Annotated in this window: 10 protein-coding genes; 4 read left to right on the top strand and 6 right to left on the bottom strand. The window is 47.9% G+C overall.

Annotated elements, in window-relative coordinates:
* Positions 1-41: 41 nt before the first annotated feature.
* The 4 genes from AC5JBY_RS08270 to proA form a co-directional block, all read right to left on the bottom strand.
* Positions 42-2,183: a DUF2231 domain-containing protein gene (locus tag AC5JBY_RS08270; RefSeq protein ID WP_495904097.1), complete on the bottom strand. Its 2,142-nt coding sequence runs from the start codon at positions 2,181-2,183 to the stop codon at positions 42-44.
* Positions 2,180-3,625 carry a DUF1501 domain-containing protein gene (locus tag AC5JBY_RS08265; protein WP_495904096.1) on the bottom strand — a complete coding sequence of 482 codons (1,446 nt, stop codon included), beginning with the start codon at positions 3,623-3,625 and terminating at the stop codon, positions 2,180-2,182. The genes AC5JBY_RS08270 and AC5JBY_RS08265 overlap by 4 nt, the downstream gene beginning before the upstream one ends.
* 59 nt (positions 3,626-3,684) lie before the next feature.
* Complete coding sequence (locus tag AC5JBY_RS08260) at positions 3,685-6,024, bottom strand: PSD1 and planctomycete cytochrome C domain-containing protein (protein ID WP_495904095.1); 2,340 nt, start codon at positions 6,022-6,024, stop codon at positions 3,685-3,687.
* Positions 6,025-6,204: 180 nt separating this feature from the next.
* Positions 6,205-11,031, bottom strand: coding sequence for an anti-phage protein ProA (proA, locus tag AC5JBY_RS08255; protein ID WP_495905587.1), 4,827 nt, complete (start codon positions 11,029-11,031; stop codon positions 6,205-6,207).
* Positions 11,032-11,419: 388 nt separating this feature from the next.
* Between proA and AC5JBY_RS08250 the strand changes: the two genes are divergently transcribed.
* The 3 genes from AC5JBY_RS08250 to AC5JBY_RS08240 all read left to right on the top strand — a co-directional run bounded on the left by AC5JBY_RS08250 (position 11,420) and on the right by AC5JBY_RS08240 (position 13,526).
* Entirely contained in the window at positions 11,420-12,049 is a 630-nt protein-coding gene (locus AC5JBY_RS08250) for a hypothetical protein (RefSeq protein WP_495904094.1), read from the top strand.
* Positions 12,050-12,135: 86 nt separating this feature from the next.
* A complete protein-coding gene (locus AC5JBY_RS08245; protein WP_495904093.1) occupies positions 12,136-12,738 on the top strand; it encodes a DUF5034 domain-containing protein in 603 nt (200 codons plus the stop codon).
* The gene (locus AC5JBY_RS08240; protein ID WP_495904092.1) at positions 12,738-13,526 is read left to right on the top strand and encodes a hypothetical protein; all 789 of its coding nucleotides are present in this window, start codon (positions 12,738-12,740) and stop codon (positions 13,524-13,526) included. Before AC5JBY_RS08245 ends, AC5JBY_RS08240 begins: the two co-directional genes overlap by 1 nt.
* Positions 13,527-13,628: 102 nt before the next feature.
* On the opposite strand, the gene AC5JBY_RS08235 is transcribed toward AC5JBY_RS08240, so the two are convergent.
* Positions 13,629-16,016, bottom strand: coding sequence for an ABC transporter permease (locus AC5JBY_RS08235; RefSeq protein WP_495904091.1), 2,388 nt, complete (start codon positions 16,014-16,016; stop codon positions 13,629-13,631).
* Between the two features lie 224 nt (positions 16,017-16,240).
* Here AC5JBY_RS08235 and AC5JBY_RS08230 point away from each other — a divergent pair, with 224 nt between their 5' ends.
* Positions 16,241-17,659: a hypothetical protein gene (locus AC5JBY_RS08230; RefSeq protein WP_495904090.1), complete on the top strand. Its 1,419-nt coding sequence runs from the start codon at positions 16,241-16,243 to the stop codon at positions 17,657-17,659.
* Positions 17,660-17,710: 51 nt separating this feature from the next.
* Here the strand turns inward: AC5JBY_RS08230 and AC5JBY_RS08225 are convergent, their stop codons facing one another.
* Complete coding sequence (locus tag AC5JBY_RS08225; RefSeq protein WP_495904089.1) at positions 17,711-20,383, bottom strand: glycoside hydrolase family 2 TIM barrel-domain containing protein; 2,673 nt, start codon at positions 20,381-20,383, stop codon at positions 17,711-17,713.
* Positions 20,384-20,394 lie beyond the last annotated feature (11 nt).

The following is a 20,394-nucleotide window of genomic DNA, read 5'->3' as shown; positions in this document are numbered from 1 at the left end:
AATAAGCCCTGACTGATTTCAGTATCAGTCAGGGCTTTATATTAATTGAAGAATACTTCGTCGAGGAAGAGCCAGCTTCGGGCGCCTTTGTCTTTGAGCCAGGGCTTAACGTTGGGGATGGGTTGCAATACAATTTTTATGCAACTCAATTCACGGGTCGCAAAGCGGCTATCGAACATAATGCTTTTCCTGTCTCTATCGTCTTTAGCGGGTGGGTCTGGCCGCAAGGTTTGCAGGAGGGCCAAATGATCTTTGTCTTTGCCACCCCATACTTGTATGGATGCCGGTGGAAAGATGTGCTCATTTACCGATTTGATCATGCTGATGGTGATGGCACTTACATTAGCTGGTTTATTGAACAGCATGGTGGCTGTTATTGTTTGTCCGTGGTATGCGATCCACTTTCCATTTCTGAAATTGAGGTCGCTTTTTTCAAGATTTATGAGGGTATTGCCGCCTTTGCCTTTGTAGCCGGGGTCGGGATCGGTAGCAAGGATAGCGGTATCGGCTTTAAAGGTGGTTTTGTAGAAGTATTGTTGCACCACTTCGCTGCCTATCCAGCCTGGTTTGAAGGCTCTTGCTTTTACCAACCCTGTTTCCTGCAGCTTCAGGCTGGTATCATAAATTGGCGAGGTAATGCTATCAGGGTCTTTTCCATCTAATGTGTATCTTATTACAGCGCCTTTGATGTAATGTTTCAGTTTCAAAGGTGTGGGTTTGGTCATCACGAACTCTTCGTTTTCAATAATGGGTGGCGTGATCTTCAACGTAACTGTATCTTTAAATCCTGTGTGGTAGTATGTAATTGGATGCGACTGCCGCAACTGGCTGGCCTGTTGATCTGTAATGCCTGTATTCCATAGGTACACTGTTTTCAATTGCGCCAGTGTCTGCAGCGCTTTCAACTGTTCAGCTTTCACTTGTGTACCTGTTAATGACAGGCTTCTCAAATGCTGCAGCTTGTTCAACTCTTCCAATGTGCTGCCAGTGATGCTGGTGGCATTGAGTGTGAGCTTCCTGATATTTTTAAACCGGGCGATAACAACAAGGTCTTCATCTTTCACCGGCATGTTGTCGAGGTTGAGGGATACGATCTGTGTTTCGAGTGGCTGCAATGCTTCGAGTTCTTTCCTGCTGTAGAAGGCGCGGTTGTAAAAGCTTACCGCCAATGCGGGTGACTCCATCGCCAGTGGTGTGATGACGCGGTTGTTGTTGCTTAGCTGTTGTACTTTTCTTTCATCGGGCGCTTCAAAGTCATAGGTTTCGTTTGCGGATGTTTTGAGGACGCTGGCGGCTATCATTTTCAGGGTATCTCCATCCGGCAATTCTATTACTCTTTTATCCATGATCGCTCCTCCCCTGATCCATGCGTTCAACAGGTTTATTTCAACTGGTGAGAGTTGTGGTTTACCAATGGGGGGCATATGTTTTTTAGCTTCAAGGGGCAGGTGCAGTCGCTGTAGTAACAGGCCGCCATCTTCCAATGTCGTATCCCATAGCTTGCCGCTCTTCCCTCCTTTCAGCAGTTCTTCTTTGGTGGTCATGATGAGCTCTCCTTTGGACTTGTTGCTGTTGTGGCAACTCATGCATTTGGTTTCGAGGAGTGGTTCTACGAGGTGTGCATATATCTCTGCTTCTTCGAGTGGTGGCAGTTCTTTTTGTTTTTCTTTTGTGACAGGGGCCAGTACAAAGTTCTCTCCGTGGGTGATGTTTCCTCCGAGGTGTGCGCCCAGGAGTAAGACGATTGTAGTTATTAGTACTGAGGTGCTTAATAACGCAGGGGTCTTTATCTTTTCACGCAGTGTCCAGGCAACAAACAGGAGGAATGATAGTATTGCGCCGAGCCACTTGTGCCAGTTTACTGTTGTTTCTTCATAGCCTTGTTCTTTAGACAGGAGAAAACCAGTAAGGGCAGTCAGTACTGTTGTGAAGGCTGCAGCAAGTAGCAATGTTTCTGCAATGTCTGCATACCAGGCATTCTTTTTAACATCGCGGGGTGTTATTAATATCCAGGCGGTATATAAGAGTATGAGCACGATGGGAAAGTGCAGGAGCAACGGATGCAGTCTGCCTGATACCTGCAGCCAGGCAGGCACCACGATCTTACTACTGAAGCAGAGAAAGAACAGCAACAGTATGTTGAGGGGTAACAGGGTTACGGCAATCGCGCTTTTTAGTTTCATGCAATAAGATCTTTCACGATGTTGCCGGCCACATCGGTTAAGCGATAACGGCGGCCGAGGTGTTTGAATATAAGTTGCTCATGATCGAGGCCCATGAGGTTCAGCATGGTGGCATGAAAGTCGTGCACATGCACGGGGTTGTTGGCAATGTTGTACCCAAAGTCATCTGTTTCACCATATACGCCGGGTTTTACGCCTCCGCCTGCCATCCATACTGTGAAGCAGCGTGGATGATGGTCTCTGCCGTAATTGTCTTTGGTGAGTGTACCCTGGCAATAGTTGGTACGTCCAAACTCTCCTCCCCAGATGACCAATGTTTCATCTAACAAGCCACGTTGTTTAAGGTCGGTGATCAATGCTGCGCTGGCCTGGTCCACATCTTTGCACTGGCCAATGATCTGTCCAGGGAGGTTATCGTGTGCATCCCATCCCTGGTGGTATAGTTGTACAAAGCGAACACCGCCTTCGCTGAGCTTACGCGCCAACAGGCAGTTGGCAGCATAGGTTCCAGGCACCAGGCAATCGGGTCCGTACAATTTGATGATGGATTCCGGCTCCTTGCTCATATCCGTGATCTCCGGCACAGCTGTCTGCATCCGGTAGGCCATTTCGTATTGCTGTATTTTTGTCTTTATCTCCGGATCGCCAAATTCTTCGTAGGAGGTTTCGTTGAGTTCTGCCAATTTATCCAGCATCCTGCGGCGATCGGTCTTATCGATCGCATCCGGGTTGTTGAGGTACAATACCGGGTTCTCACCGCTGCTGAATTGTACTCCCTGGTGCACAGAATCAAGGAATCCATTGGTCCATAGTTTCCCATATACGCCCTGGCCATTGCCTTTGCCTTTTGACAGCAACACGCAGAATGCAGGCAGATTCTTGTTCTCACTGCCTAATCCATAGCTCAGCCAGGCGCCCATGCTTGGCCTGTTACCTACCTGTGCGCCTGTTTGGAAAAAGGTAAGTGCCGGGTCGTGGTTAATGGCTTCGGTGTGTAATGTTTTGATGATACAGAGGTCATCTACTACGCCTGCTGTGTAAGGCAACAGTTCACTGATCTGTGCTCTTGCCTGTCCATATTCTCCAAATTTGAAACGGGTGCCGGCCAGCGGAAACTTGTCCTGCCCACTGGTCATACCTGTGAGTCGCTGCCCCATGCGTATGCTGGCTGGCAGGTCTTCGCCGTGCATTTTTTGTAGCAGGGGTTTATAATCGAATAGGTCTAATTGTGATGGTGCGCCATTCTGAAAAAGATAGATGACCCGTTTTGCTTTGGGTGCAAAACGAGGCAGACTGGCCATTATGGCTTCTTCCGGGTCTTTACTGAACAGGTCTGGTATCAGTAATGATCCTAATGCCACGCTGCCGAGCCCCAGGCTCAGTTTCGAGAGAAACTTGCGGCGGTTGTAGCCCAGTCCGTGTTCCAGTATTTCTTTTTTCATACAAGTGGCTTTATTGTTTTGACGACCCTTCGACAGGCTCAGGGTGACAATGTGTGACGCTATGTTTTAGAAATTGCTTCTTCCATGTTGTAAATGGTGTTCACTGTTTTCATGAGTGCGGCCCATGTATCGATGTTCAGTTTATCATTGCCGGGGTACTCTCCTACTTTTATTGTTTTGGCTGCATCCAATTGCTTTCCGGTGAATAGTTTTATCTGTTCGTCGTAATAGGATTGCAGTACCTGCAATTCTTTGTCGGTGGCCTTTCTGCATATAATGCGGCGGAAGGCGGTGGCAATCTTCTCTTTTACTGTTCCGTTTTGTGCTTCGAGTTCCTGTGCCAGTACCCGGGAGGCTTCGAGGGTAGTGGGATCGTTGAGCATGATGAGTGCCTGCAACGGTGTATTTGTCTTTAGCCTTTTTACTTCGCATTGATCGCGGTTGCTGGCATCGAACATCAGCATGGAGGGTGGCGGTACCGTTAGTTTGATAAACGTGTACATGCCGCGGCGGTAAAGTTGTTCGCCGTGATCCTGCTGGTAGGTGGCCAAGACGCCACGGCCGGAAGTTGCAGCCTCCCATAATCCTTTGGGCTGATAGGGCTTTACGCTGGGGCCGCCAATGGTCTTAACCAACAGGCCACTGCTGGCTAATACCATGTCTCTTACAAATTCTGCGGGCAGCCTGTTGCGCGGCCCGCGGGAATAGAAAATGTTTTCCGGATCTATGTTGAGTTTTTCTTTTGTGACTTTGGTGGACTGCCGATAGGTAGCGCTCATCACCATTTGTTTTACCAGCCGCTTGATGTCCCAGTTGTGTTCCATGAAATCGACAGCCAGCCAATCGAGTAATTCCGGATGGGAAGGCAGCTCTCCCTGCATACCAAAATCGCCGGAGGTCTTCACGATGCCTTTTCCGAAAAACTCCTGCCATAGCTGGTTGACAAATACGCGGGCTGTGAGTGGATTGTTCTTGTTGACCGTCCAGGCAGCCAGGCCCAGCCTGTTGCGTTTGTATTGCAGGGTGTCATACCGCATCACTGCATTTACTGCCGTGGCCTGTACTTCGGTGGATGGTGCATCGTAGGCACCGCGTTTCAAGATGTATGTTTTGCGCAGGGTATCTAACTCCCCCAATACCGATACGGAGAGGTTGCCGGTATCTTTGGTGTTGATGAAGTTGAGGAGTTGTGTTCTTTCTTCTCTCGATATCTGGAGTGATGGTTGTTTGGCTGGCTTCGATTGTGTTACATCTCCTTCGTATCCTACTTCTTTGGTTGTGTTGAAGAAGGCAAAGAGCTGGTAATAATCTTTCTGGCTGAAGGGATCGTATTTGTGATCGTGGCACTGGGCACATTCAATCGTGATGCCCATGATGCCTTTGCCGTAGGTCTTCGTTTTGTCGAGTATGTATTCTATGCGGTACTCTTCCGGGATCACTCCTCCTTCTTCTGTGTATTTGTGGTTGCGGAAAAAGCCCGTGGCCAGTATCTGTTCTTTGGTGGCGTTGGGTAGCATATCGCCGGCGATCTGCCAGGTGAGGAACTGATCGTAGGGCAAGTTTTTATTGTAAGCGTGTATCACCCAATCGCGCCAGGCCCATTGTGTGCGGATGTTGTCGTCCTGGTATCCGTAGGAGTCTGCATAGCGGGCTACATCCAGCCAATGGACTGCCATCTTCTCGCCGTAGGCCGGACTGGCCAGCAGGCGGTCGACCATCTTTTCATAAGCGTTGGCGCCTGCATCCTGTACATAGTCATCCATCATTTGCATGGTGGGTGGCAGGCCCGTGAGGTCGAAGGCCACGCGTTTCAGTAATCGTTCTTTGTCGCCTTCTTCATTGGGGCTTAATCCTTTTTCTTCCATCGCTGCCAGGGTGAAATTGTCCAGCTCATTCTTCACCCATGCTTTGTTGTTTACTTCCGGCAGGGCAGCTTTTTGGGGCACGATGAAGGCCCAGTGTTTTTCATATTTGGCGCCTTGTTGTATCCATTTTTTGATGAGGCTGATCTCGTGTTCGTTGAGGAGGCCGAGGTGTGATTCCGGGGCCGGCATCTGGTATTCGGGATCGGTGGAGATGATGCGTTTGTATACTTCGCTTTCGTCCGGCTTGCCAGGCACAATGGCGAAGGCTCCTTTGGTTTCTTTTAATGGCGCGTAGGCTGATTCCGGATTATCCAACCGGAGATGGGCAGCGCGCTTGTTGGCGTCGGGGCCATGGCATACGAAGCATTTGTCGGAAAGTATGGGACGGATGTGGAAGTTGTAGCTGATGGCTCCTTTTGCATTGCCAACAGCAGACCGGCTGTTGCAGGCGATGGCTGCAATAGCAATGGCTGTGCATAGTGCGCTAACTACCCAAAGCCATTTGAACCGGCGGAAGCAATCGTTTAGGATCATACAGGAATGGTTGAGGTCAGGCGTTAGCCTTTAGCTGTTAGGTTTTAGCTATCAGTTCAGGGTGAGCCGCCCTGAAGGCAAATTACCCTTCATCGTAAGTTAACTAAAAAAACGCGGAATTGCTACTCTATATCGAATTAGCAGTGCTGAAATTCTATTGCAAACGTTTGATTAAATTATTCAGTTGGCGACTTTTAAAAGTCCGCCTTCCTGGTAGATGTTTTTTTGTTGGAGGCTTCTGCCGATCATGCCTAATATTTCTGCTTTCATCTCTTCTGTGACGCGTGCAAAGCCAAATATGCGTGCTACGATAGGCACTACTGCCTCCGGCTGTATGGCGATGGCTCCGCGTACTACTTTTTCAATAGCGAGGACCATTTCTTCGGGGGCAATGTACTTCAGCTTTTTAACTGCCGGCGGCAGGCTGCTGCGATCGCGAAGGCGGGGTTCTTTCATTTCCCGATGCCAGAGGAAGTCTTCGCTCACCTTGATCCACTTGTTGGCCTCTGCATATTTTACAGCCTGTAGCAGGGAATCGCGGATGCGGGAACCTACGCGGGTAATGCCTGCGGCCTCGATCATGCGTCTTGCCACTTCATCGAAATGCACCGGGCTTTCGACTTTTACTATCTCTTCTATCCAGATGGACAGTTTGCCCATGGAGTGCTGGTGTATTTCGAGGTTGGCGATATCGGCGGGAACTGTAGCAAATTCATAGTCTGGTATTTCCATTTGCTGCTCCCTCGTGGCTTCCCGCTCGATCGGTATAATAGCTACCGGCTCTTCTTCCTCATATATGTCATCATCTACCTGTTGCAATGTTTTTGCTTTTTCAATGGCTTCGATGAGACGTTTCAATTCACGGTCGGGATTCCTGAACCAATCGGTGCTCCAGACGCGGTAGATGCGCCAGCCAATGGCTTCGAGCACCTGTTGACGCAGCCTGTCCCTGTCGCGTGCAGAGCGGGCTGCATGGTACGCAGCGCCGTCGCATTCTATGCCGAGTATGTACCTGCCGGGATTCGTTTCATCTACAATTGCGAGGTCGAGGTAATAGCCTTGTGAGCCTACCTGTCTTCTGATCGTGTATCCGTGTGCTGCTAATTTCTCTGCTACTATTTCTTCAAAGGGGCTTTCTGCCGGCAGTCCGCTTATATTTTCCGGCATGTACAGTTTTCCATGCTGTGCGAAGTAGAGGAAACTTTTCAATGCCTGTATACTGTATCGTTGTGTGCGGGTAAGATCGATATCATCGGCTGTGATGTTGGTGAATACTTCGCAGCGTAATTTGGCGCGGGTGATCAATACGTTCAACCGGCGTTCGCCTCCTTCATTGTTGAGTGGACCGAAGGACATGCTCACGCTGCCATCGGCCGCACGGCCATACCCTATGCTGATAAAAATGACGTCGCGCTCATCGCCTTGCACGTTCTCCAGATTCTTTACAAAGAAGGGTTCGTCGCTATGGCCCGTGAAGAAGGGTTCCAGCTCGGGATGTTTTCTTCTGCGTACTTCGAGTGCATCCTGTATCGCCTGTCGCTGTGCGGTGCTGAAGGCTGCTACACCAAGACTTAGTTTGGGAGACTTACGTGCATGTTCCAATACCGCTTCTGCTACTGCCTCTGCTTCCTTGGGATTCGTTCTTGTTTTACCTCTGTCGTATACTGTATCCTGCAGATGATGGAACACCAGGCCCATGCGGTGTTTGGAACCAGGACTGGGGAATATGACGAGTTTGTTTTCGTAGAACTCATGGTTGGAGAGCATGATCAACGATTCATGACGGCTACGGTAGTGCCACCGCAACATGCGTTGTGGTGCGCCCTGCGCGTCGCACATACCGAGTATGCTTTGCAAGTCGGCTGTTACGTTGTCTTCATCGTCTACTTCACTGGTGAGGGAATCGAAGAAGCTGGTAGGCGGCAGCTGTTTGGTGTCTCCCACTACCACCAACTGTTTGCCACGCAGGATGGCGCCCAATGCTTCTACCGGCCGCACCTGGCTGGCCTCATCGAATATTACAATATCAAACTCCACGGAACCCGGTGGCAGGAAGTTGGCAATGGACAAGGGGCTCATCATGAATACCGGCTTAATGGCTTGTATGGCCAGTCCGGCTTCTTCCATCAATTTACGAATGGGCTTATGGCGGGATTTTTTGTTGAACTCTGTACGCAAGGTATTGACCTGACCACCTGCTTCAAGACCTGGGAGGTTTTCCCAATGTTCTGCTGCTGCGCGGGCGCGGTTGTACTGCAGGTTTAGTTTGTCGGTTTGTTTGAATTGCTGTACGACTTCTTCATGGCTGGCACGTTCAAACTTTCTCAGAGATGGGTTTCCCAACATCACTTGTTCCAACAGGTATTCGTACCAGGCTTTCTGTACCCCTGTAGTGAGGAGATCTTTCGCCTGCGGCCAATGGGTAGCGGTATTAACAAGTGGCTGCAACTCTTCTGTCTCTCCTGTTTCGGCCAAGCTATTCCACTGGATAGCCTGGTGTATCTGCACGATGCCTTTTTGCCAATCCTGCATTAAGGAAAACTGTTGTGCAAATGGTTGTTCGAGCAATGTTTTGTTGTTGAAGCGGAGGGCTTCATCGAGGTCCAGCTTTTTGACAACTTCGTGTATGGCGTTCTTATGTTGCGCCAGCTGGTCGGAGAGCTGATCGTGGTGTTGTTTGGCAATGGCAGGATCTTCATGTTTCTCCAGATAGTCCAATACTATTTTGGGACATATGCCTGCTGCTACCTGCTTGTGCACGATGAGTAAGTACCGATTGGCTGCTTCGAGGGCTGCCCAATCGCTTCTTAATTTTTGCCAACGCCGGCCAAATAGTTCTGCGGCTAATGTATCGTGTTCCTGCAGGGTTGTTTCCAGTCGACGGCTTTCGAGTATGGCATCGATGTACACTAACTTGCTGTCATTGTCTTTCGGTAAAGCCGTCTTACACAGGGCAGCCAGTTGACGGTTGCTGTTGTTGTAAACGCCTATCAGGAACTTGTACCACTTATGGCCGTGGGCCAGGAGGTTTTGCCTGATGGGCATTACGTCCTGCTGCCAGGCTTCGGGTATGAAGGTGTCTTTGTATTGCTCTCTCAAACTGGCCAGGCGTTTGCCTGTTTCCAGCAATTCTTCTATATCCGCCTGATTGAGTAACCATCCTTCGCTTTTTACTGCCAGGGCTTCCAATGCCGGCTTCAGTGATAGCAGTTTGTAAATGGAGGCCAGCGTAACTGCCGCATCATGATTGGCAGGAATGGTAACGCTTATATAGTTTGCTGAATGGGCGCCCGCTTCTTCCAACGTTTTGGTAGCGGCTTCGGCTTGCCGGAATGTTTGCACCAGTGTTTCCTGCTCATGTGGCAGCAGTACCAACAACCGGCTTCCCCAGAAGAGCAGTTTTTCCGGTACGCCTATTTCTTTCAACCGTGCCTGCACGCGGGCGGCAAATGCTTCGGCTCCCGACATGCGGGCGGCATCCCAACGTTCTATTGCAGGCAGGGGTATTTTCTCTATTGTTTCGTTCTTTGTAGCGTCGTATATCTTCAACAGGTAGCCTATGACCTGATGGGCCGTGAGGCCACTGCTGCCAATGGGTGTGTTGATGGCGTAGCAATAGGCGTTGAGTTCCTGTTTGTGTTTTTCGAGCAGGGTAACGTGTTGTTGTAATTGTTGCAGGGTTGGGCGTCCCAACTCCAACACGCGACGCAGTTCCTGATGTAATTCTTTTTTATTGGCTTTGTGGCTATGGAGCTCAAGGCATGCTTCGCCCAGGTGGATATTGTCGAGACGGCGTTTTACGACTTCCAGCGCGGCCATTTTCTCTGCTACGAACAGGATCTTCTTTCCTTGTCCAATAGCATTGGCAATGATGTTGGTAATGGTTTGTGATTTGCCTGTGCCGGGCGGACCTTGTATCAACAGGTTCTTTCCTTCATGTACTGCCAGCATGGCCAGTAGCTGAGAGCTGTCGGCATCCACTACCTGGAAGAGTTCGTTGGCTTTGGTCTCTTCATCAATGTGTGCGTTTTCCGGTATGCCGATGCCTTCGTGCCCAAACCCTTTCTCGAAGAGGTTGATGACATTGGGATGCAATACGGGCTTTTTATCTGCAGGCCATTTATTATTATCGAGGTCGTTATAGATCATGAATTTGCCGAAGGAGAAAAAGCCCAGTTCTATTTCATTGGGCTCAACTTTCCAACGCGGCATTTTATCGATGGCCTTATTGATCGATTCTACGTAGTTGTTGTAATCGAAGTCTTCCGGCTCCGGCATATCGGGTATGATGATGCCGAACTCTATTTTCATCTTTGCCTGCAGGGAGATGTTAGCTCCCATTTCCTCCAGGGTATACCGCAAGCGGAATCGTTCGCGGGCACTGGAGCGATCAAGGTTAACCGGGATGAGCACTAATGGTGCTTTGCGTAACTCCTCACTGCTGTCTGCCTCATACCAATATAACATACCCAGCGCCAGGTAAAGAATATTGACTCCCTGCTCTTCAATGCTCGTGCGCGCATCATAATAGGTATTCAGCAGTCTTTTCTGCAGTTGGGTATCTATCTCGTTGGTCTGGAGTTTTGTATCTGCCAGTGTTTCTTCTGTTATAGCGGGAAGGCTATTTTCCTCTTCCGGAATTGCCGCAGTGGCTTCTTCGATTGCCGGTGCTTCGCTGTCGATTGGTTCCTGTGCAGGCACCACTTCTACGGCTGCCTTTCCATTTGCCTTTGCCGGCTTATTGTTTTCCTTCGCTGACCTGGGCAGGAAGGTCATGGACTTTTGCTGACGCACCAGCAGGTCATACACACTGGATGATCTTTCCTGTACGATCTGCAAGCCGCGGGAGGCAGGTACTCTATAGTTCAATAGCGGGTTGCGCAGCCCGAGGTCGAGCAATTCTTTGCGGGATGCTTCCAGCTTATTCAGTATGGTTTCACTCATATGTCGCGATGAATGTACAGATAAAACGGATTCCCGGACGGGTGTATTTACCTCCGGTGTAATATGTTAGTAATTAAGCGAATGTAGAAGTTTGTCGGAATGAGTGGATTAAGGAATCTGATAATGAGAATCTCTCTTGTTTCGTGATGTGAAGATAGCCTTGTTGGGGAAGAAAAGCAAGCTTGGGGAGTTCAGAGTCGATAGTTCAGAGTCGGGCAGCAGGGAGGGGGAGCCCAGGTAGGGGCGGTATCAGGGGCAGGTATAGGGGAGGTACGAGCTAAAGTCTCTATAAGGTCTCTATAAACTCTCTGTAATGTCTCTAAAAGGTCTCTGTAAAGGTAAAATTTTGATAAATTTTTAGCACTGTCTCTTTTTCTAAAACGATGGCTGCTGACAGGAGGATTTTTATAGCTTTAGAGAAGAAAGAGCAGATTGATTAAATAGGTAATTTATGGGTATCATTGACAAACTGGCTTCTTCTCTTGGACGGAGGGATGAAGTTCCCAACCAGGAACTGGCCAATCTTATTGTGAGCAAAAAAGACAAGGCCGGCATTCAGGAGCTGGTTGACAACCTTGCCAATAAAAGCAAGGATATTCAACATGATTGTATCAAGGTGCTGTATGAAGTGGGAGAACAAGCTCCTACCCTGATTGCGGGTCATGTTACAACTTTTGTTGACTTACTGAACAGCAAGAACAACCGGCTGCAGTGGGGCGCCATGACAGCGCTTTACACCATCACTTCCGAGAAGCCAGCTGTGATCTATGCAGCACTTCCCAACATCATCGCTTCGGCTGACAAGGGTTCTGTGATCACCCGCGACTATGCTGTCAATATCCTGATCAAATTGTGCGCCGAAAAGCAATATGCAGGAGACGCATTTTCGTTGTTAATCGAGCAGTTACTTAACAGTCCGGCCAACCAGTTGCCTATGTATGCTGAAAATGCAGTACCCATCATCCATGTTAAAAACAAAGCGCTGTTCGTCAAAACGCTTACCAGCCGGCTGGATGATATTGAAAAGGGCTCCAAGCGGAAACGGGTTGAGAAGGTGATCAAAAGGGTAAGTGGCAAATAAAACAACTGTCTGGCAGGGTATTACGAAAAGGGAAAATTGTTGCATGGCAAAGCAACAGCAGGCAGGAAATGGCGGTCAATGGGAGTATGAAAAAAGTCATCTTTCTCCTGGTATTTCCCCTGATAGCAGAAGTAATGATCTCGTGCTGCGATTGCATTGACACTGTCGTTCAGAGTTATACGAATAAAAGTATTTCCGTCAGTAATCTTGATAACAGTGGCAAAGAACCTATCGCAGCTACTGCCAATTCCATTAATAAAAATGCTTATGGATTCCGGCTCCAGTTAACCAGGGAAAAGCTTGCCTGCCTGGAAAAGCGGTACTCGTTTTTTATTCAATCGACCTACGCTATGAGTTGTGGCTGTCCGCCGCCCAACCAGTTCAACGCCAAAGACAGCATTACTGCTATCAAAGTAATCACCTTGCGCAACTTTGACGGGACTCACGCTGCTGGTTCCGAGGTATCCGACTATTTCAAGATTTACAATCTATATAGCTTTACTTCTATCAGTGATTACCTAAAATCCTCTTCTGCGACTTTGTTCAAAGAAGCGGAACTGAAACCTCAAATTGATTTTCTGTTAATGACAGCTCCAACCGTCACTGGTGAACATCAGTTCAGGATCCAACTGATCTTATCGGACGGGCGCACCTTAGAAACCGAAACCTCCACCATAGACCTCATTTAATGTTTAGAAAATTTACACTTGTATCTCTTTTATTTATCCAGGCTCAATGCCTGTTCAGTCAGCAGGCTAAACCAAGTCTCAGGCTGGAGTTTCAGGTAAAGCCCTCGTTTGGCTTTAATCTTCCTACGTCCAAACTACTCAAAGGCGATGCAACTGATCACCTGATCTCGTATGACGATCAATCGTACTACCTGCAGTTTATAGGCCTGGCGCTGTTCTTCGACAAGCATTGGGGTGTTGAATTTAATTTCCAGGGGAACAGCTCTGGCAGGAAATCCAACAGGGATCAACAATTTCTCCAGGCTATGCAAACGGAATACGAAAGTAATTTCTATGTGACTCCTTCCACTGGCGCCAGTAATAAGGGAAGTAATTTTTTTAGTGGCGATATTGAACGTGGCTTTCTGGGTGTGATCTATCGACTCGAATCTAACCGGTTTTTCTTTTATCCCAAGGCTGCCATTGGTATCACTTCTTTTTATGCCGATTGGGGAAGCGCTTACCTGAAGGAAAAGAATGCGAACAATGTTGTTTTGGTTGATTACCGGGCCGACAAGATCCCGCAGGATCATTTTATTGTAGCGGGTTCGGCATCGTTTGGGTATAAGTTCACAAAACATCTTTACCTGAATGTAGATGCCATTTTTTCTTATTATAAGGTTAATGTATCGTATACCAAGACGATTACAAACCTGAATTCAAAGCTAAGCACTGTAGAAAATATCAATTATAAAAAAGGTATGCCTGGCGTGAGTGTAGGCGCCGGGTTTATTGTTTCGTTGAAATAGAGGAGCCTCACCTACGGCGCGGCTTTCAACAATGTAATTTTGTTTCTACAAAGCTGTTGCACCTAACGGTGCAAAAACACCCTTCGATAATGAATTTAGGCTCTATTCTGTTCTAAGGCTTTTGACCGGGTTGGCGAGGGCAGCTTTGATGGCCTGGAAGCTAACTGTGAGCAGGGTAATGATGACAGCGCCTGCACCTACAGCAATAAATATCCACCACGCCATGGGTGCGCGGTATTGGTAGCCTTGTAACCACTGGTGCATGAAGTAGTAAGCTACAGGGATCGCAATACACAATGCAATGCCGACCAGCCACACGAATTCTTTGGACAGTAATCGCCATACGCTGAATACGGAAGCGCCCAATACTTTACGCACTCCTATTTCTTTGGTACGCTGTTCTGCAATAAAGGAAGCCAATCCAAACAATCCAAGGCAGGAAATCAATATGGCCAGCACTGCAAAGAATCCTGCCAGCTTGCCCACCCGCTCTTCTGCTCCAAACTTGCGGTTGTATTCTTCGTCTACAAACTTATACTCGAATGGCGCTGCCGGATTGTATTTACGGAATACTGCTTCCATAGACTGTAATGCTACGCTGGCACTTATCACCGGGTTGATCTTCGCGAATACATAGTTGGGAGCGCCGTTGTTTCGCCAGAACAGTGATGGCCGAACCGGCTCATAGGGTGATTCTGTAATTACATTTTTCACAACGCCTATTACTTTGCATGGCCTGGTCCTCCAGGTAATGATTGCTCCTATAGGATCCTGCAGTTTCATGAATTGTACGGCTGCTTCGTTGATGATGAAGGATGCCGTATCGGCTGTAAAGTCGCGGGAGAAATCGCGTCCTGCTATTACCTGCCAACCTACTGTTTTTCCATAATCCACAGACACGCCCGTAACAGGGAAGTCGACTGTTGTTTGTGGGTCTTTGCCAATCCAGCTCAATTCTCCATCGGAGCCCCAGGTATCGGTGGCGGGTGCTTCGGAACCGGCCAGTGCTGTAATTATATTCTGCTGTTGCAACTCATTTCCGATCAGTTCGAATGAAGCGGCTGTGCTTCTAACCGGATTGGGCATGGTAAGCAATCCATTGCGGCTATATCCTACCGGCCGGTCTTTTGCAAATTCTATTTGCCTGATCACAATGATGGTACAGATGATCAATGCTACGGAAACAGTAAACTGAACAACTACTGATGTCTTGCGGGGAATGGACGCCCATTGTCCTACACGGAAAGTGCCTTTCAATACTTTGACAGGCCTGAACGATGAAAGGTATAGTGCGGGATAACTGCCTGCCAGTATGCCCGTGATACCGCTGAAAGCAATACCAGCCAGCCAAAAATATGACTGCGTCCAGGGAATGGTTATTTTTTTACCAGCCACTTCATTGAAGAAGGGCAGCAGGAATTGTGCTATTACCAATGCTACCATAAAGGCCAAGGCTGTTACAAACAATGATTCGAAATAGAACTGGCCGATGATCTGTGCACGCATAGACCCGATGGCTTTGCGCACGCCTACTTCTTTTGCTCTTTTTTCTGAACGGGCTGTGCTGAGGTTCATGAAATTGATGCAGGCAAGCAGCAATACAAACACGCCGATGATACCAAACATCCAGACGTATTTGATGCGCCCTCCGGCATTGATCCCATTTTCATATTCTTCGTAGAGATGCCATTTGCTCATGGGCTCCAGGAATAGGGCTGGCTTGTACCTGGCTTCTTCGCTATTTACTTTCTGTAGTTTTAAATCTTTGATCAGTGCCGATGTTTGGTCCATGCCTGCTTCGTCTGTCAACTGTACGTACATCTGTACGAAGTTTTTACTCCAATCGTGGCTTGTGTTTTGTATCCACGGTGAATTGCGCTCGAAGAGGCTGAATGATGCGATGAACTTTACATTGGTGAGAGTAGTGTTGGCCGGCAGGTCTTCATATACGCCTGTTACTTTTACTTCGTCTTTGTTGTCCATTTGTATCACCTGATTAATTGGATCGGCGTCTCCGAAAAAAGCTTTGGCGGTTGACTGAGACAACAGAATTGATGAAGGGTCCTGCAATCCATCGCGTGTTCCTTTGAGCATGTTCAGTGTGAACATGTGGGGTGCTTCGGGCGTGAGGTAAACGCCGTGATTGGTCAGTTTCTTATCGCCCACCGACAGGATATGTCCTGCGCGGTGGGAAGACATGACAATGTATTTGAAGTACCTGCCATACTGTGTACGCAGCTCGTTTGACAAGGGATAGGGTACGGCTTTATCTGTTTTGACCTCTCCGTTTACGCTCATGTTGAGGCGTACTTTGGCGATTTGGTCGCGACTGTTGTGTACGGTATCGAAGGACAGCTCATCATAAATCCATAATCCGATCAGGATAGCAACGGCCATGCCAGTGGACAGGCCAACGATGTTGATGAATGTGTGTGCTTTGTTCCTGATGAGGTTGCGAACAGCTATTTTGAGATGGCTTTTGATAATCATAGTGCTCTCTTTTACTAAAAAGGTGCCGGGTTGCTACGTTATTGAGGATCAAACAAATGTACTCTTTTCTATTTCATTTGGTGTCCGGTTTCGATACGCTGGTTGTTCTTTGGCAGCACAAGTGCGTTCCGGGTAAGTTGAAAGCGCTTACTAAATAGATAATGCCGGTCGGGGAATTATGTCTAATTTTTCTTGTGTTATTATAATCAATAAACCCATCCATTATGAAAAGTTATCTCCTCACAGCTTTGCTGTTGGCAGCTGTTGTATTTGCCTGCAATCAGCTTGATTCACCTGATGAAGTAGCCGACCCGCCTATCGCTATCCACTTCTGTGCCGACACTACGCATGATGATCTTTGTCCGCAATTGCCTTATGAAGTAGATTTTCCCTTTCAGCAGGGTTATACTGCTTTTCTTGACCCAACTATTCAGCCTGCGTTCGATATTTTCAGCTGGCAAAGTTTTGTAGGATTGAACTGGCCAGCCGACTCTGCCGGCAAGCCTATCGGCAACAGCATCAGTGACTACCCCAACGTACCGCGTGTATGGGAGCATTATCCGGATATTGCCGAGATATTTAATACTGGTACGCCATTGCTTCTGAAGGTGAAAGACGCGAAGATCAATCAGCAGAAGTTTTTTTATATGTTAAGCAAGATGCCACAGCAAAGGGACTCATTAAGTGATGTACTGAATCCGGATGCAAAACCACTGATAGATCGCAACCTGAACTTTGCCGTATTCGCGGTAAACGTGAATCCTATCGAGGCTTCTTTTATCGACAGTAATAATCTTACAACAAAGCAAGGGATCGATGCTTTTTATAGAACGCATAAAGACGATTTTCATTTACCACCCAGTGTATTGCCTGCTAAAAATAAAATAGCTTCAGAGGGCTCCATGGAGATCAAAACTTCCTGGCGCATATTGGATACCACCAAAGGTGATGTTCTATCGAGGTATTATACGCGGGAAGCATTGATCTTTGTAGATGCCGGCAACAGTGTTAGTAATAAGGCGTTTACCATCAAAGCAACTGTAGGTCTCACCGGTATGCACATTGTGCGAAAAACAGCCCGTTTCACTACCTGGGTATGGAGCACGTTTGAACACATCGATAATACACCGGACAATATTCAGGAGGCTCAAATGAAGCAAGACTTAGGCGCTCACGCTCATTGGTCTTATTACAATGCTCACACGCTGGGTGTGACTCCCAATCAGCCGACTGTTCATCATGCAAGCGATAGCGGCCGTTATAAATTCGATACGGTAGCGCCTTATGCCAAACGCTACGCAACTGGTGTGGCCGGGGAATCTGACGGCAAAAAAATCTATGGTACGCAGGCTCAACGTCTATATCCCATTTATTACAGAACGCAGCAGGTAAATAAGGCCTGGCAGAAAAAGTTGCAAGGCACTGTATGGGCTAATTACAAATTGATTGGTAGTCAGTGGACGGCTGCTGACGCACGTCCCGGAGGTCCTAATGTACCATCTTTGCTGGGCAACAGTAGTATGGAAACTTTCCAGCTTATCAATGCCAGCTGTATTACTTGTCACTCTGAAGCTTCTATCCAATACGGCAAGGACACTATTAAAACAGATTTCAGTTGGATGATTGCGTTACATGTGCGTTGATAAAGGTTGACACGTTGATAGGTTGAGAAGTTGATAAGGCTCTTGTGAGGTTTATAGTTTTTTGACCTGTAAGGCGTTTAGGATGGGTTCGCCGGTAATGGATTTGAAGGTGATGGTAATGCCTTGCTGGCTGATGGCGGTAGCCTTTACCTTTTTGGCAATGGCTTTCGCTATACCGTACTGACGACCGATGTTGAAGTTCTCCAGCACTGGTGTATTGTTGACCAATACATCGAAGCTGCGTTGTACTTCTTCCTCTTTGCGTGTGTCGCCCGACAGGTTGTAGGGTAATCCTTTTACTGTACCGCCTAACAGTTCGGCAAAATGAAGGGTTATCTCATAATCGCCGGGTGGCACGTCGAGGCGATATTGTTCGATACCTGTTTGTTGTGTCTGGTAAATGGGATCGTCGTCGGTACCCACAATGTTTTTATCAGTTCCATAAGGAAGACGGCCATTGCCTGCTACCTTAAATGGTTTACCTCCGATGTGTCCCCAGCTCCCGGATCGGTATGGCTGATCGGGCAACCATATCTGTTGTCTTTGCTGGTCGATATAATACCGGTCGGCACCGAGTAAGATATTGAGTGTGTTGAAGGGTAGCTGCTTATCATTTAGCTGATAGGGCTGGAGTTGAAAATCAACCGTCAGCTGATCGGTATATTTCTTTCCTTCTTTAGTGCTTTCTACTACCAGGTTGTTGATGCCATTTACAAAGGGTATATTCCAGGTAGCAAGTCCATTCTCTGTTTTCTTTACTCCTGCACTTGCACCATTGATGAAAAGCTCTGCGGCATCGAGGTTGGTGGCTACCTGTACTGGTTGATAGCAAACGCGTGCATTGCTATCGGCTATGCCGCTTCTGATCTTCCAGTAACCGGAAGTTATTTTCACAAAGGGGTCTTTGCGCAGGATTGCCTGATAATAATAGTAGGGATCTTTGGGTGTCCTGTCCCACATGAGCAATCCTTTGTTGTTGATATGGGGCATTGTCTCTTCACGTGTTTCGGAATTGAAGTCGGCAAGATTCCACAGCATGGCCCCTGCTACGAAGGGGCGCTTCAACATTTCTGTAAGGTAGTACTGGTGAAAGGCTGTAGTGTATTCAACGCTTTTATCAAACTTAACCGGGTGCATACTCCTGATTCGCGGATCGGCATCAGCTCCGTATTCTGTTACGAGGAGCGGCTTAGTGGGCAGTTCTTTGTGGTGGCGTTCGAGGAAGGCTGGAAAGTCGGTCAATGAACCGCCATACCAACCGGAATATAAATTCCAACCCACCAGCATTGGAATATCTGTTAAGCCTACAGTTTTGTAGCGGTTGAAATCGCCGTGATTTACCAGCATCGTGTAGCGGGAAGGATCTTCGGCACGCGTGATGCTGTCCAGTGTTTTGGCCAGTTTGGCTACATTCTTAAAATAAATCTCCTGTCGTGGTTTATCGTTGTTGAAATGTGGCCGTAGCAATACTTCGTTCATGTAGCACCAGATGATGATGCTGGGGTGGTTGAAGTTTTGTCGTATCATTTCTTTCTGCATGTACACGCAGTTACGATAGAAGGTATCTGACTCAGTGATCTCATTGACTACCGGTATTTCTACCGAGGTGAGGATACCCAGTTTATCGCAGGTTTGCAGAATGGTAGGGTCTTGCGGGTAATGGGCTATGCGCAGGAAGTTGCCGCCCATTTGTTTTAGTAGTTGTACATCGTGCGCCGCCAGCTCATCGGGCACTGCATTGCCACGATGAGCATAGTCCTGGTGGCGGCTGGAGCCAACCAGTTTATAGGATTGGCCATTTAGGAAAAATCCTTTGTCTGCATCGAAGGAAAACCAGCGGAAGCCAAGTGGTTGTGTCAGCTGATCGGTTGCAATGCCTGTCTTTGTATCGGTAATTATTGTTGTAACTGTGTACAGATAGGGTTGTTCAGGACTCCATAGTTGTGGACGGGAAACGTTTTTAATTTCCTGTTTGAATGGTGCTTCGCTGTTCTTTTTAACGGCAACCGTGGTGCTTACTTCACTGATGTTTTTTCCTTCTTTATCTTTTATGGTGGTAGTTACCTGCAGCTTTCTGTCTGTCGCAGCTTCATTCGTTATAGATCCACTAATATTTACTGCTGTTTTTTCTGCCGATACCTGCGGGGTTGTGATGTAGATGCCGGACGCGCCATGGTCATTAAGGGTGATGTGCGCATCGTCGACCGCTACCAGCCAACAATCACGGTAGACGCCTCCGTAGAAGGTGAAGTCGGCTGTGAGTGGTGGTATGTTCTCGTTGTGCCTGTTGTTGACGCGTATCTCTATTTCATTCAGGTTGTCTTTGCCATCGTATTGCAATAGCCCGCTGACAGGAATGTAGAAAGCCGTATATCCTCCTATGTGTTCGCCCGCCCTTTTGCCATTGATCTTCACTTCTGTTTCCTGGTTGGCTCCTTCAAAGTACAGGTATACTTTTTTTGACTTCCAGGAGCTGTTGATGGCCAATGTTTTTTTGTACCATCCATTGCTTCTGTAGTATCCCGGTTCATCGTCCATCACATCTGCCGCATTCCATGTATGTGGAAAGCTAACTGGCTGCCAGTTGGGCTTTTCACCGGTTGTAGCTTTGCTGAAGTTCCAACCTTCATTGATGCCGACTGTAATGCGGCCAGACTGGTTACCGGTTTGTGCCTGCAGTGAGGCAACGATCAACAGGCAATATGCAAGCAAGGTGTGTTTCAAGTGGCGAGGGT

It is taken from the genome of Paraflavitalea sp. (genome assembly GCF_059502485.1).
This window is presented reverse-complemented; position numbering and strand designations above follow the sequence as displayed.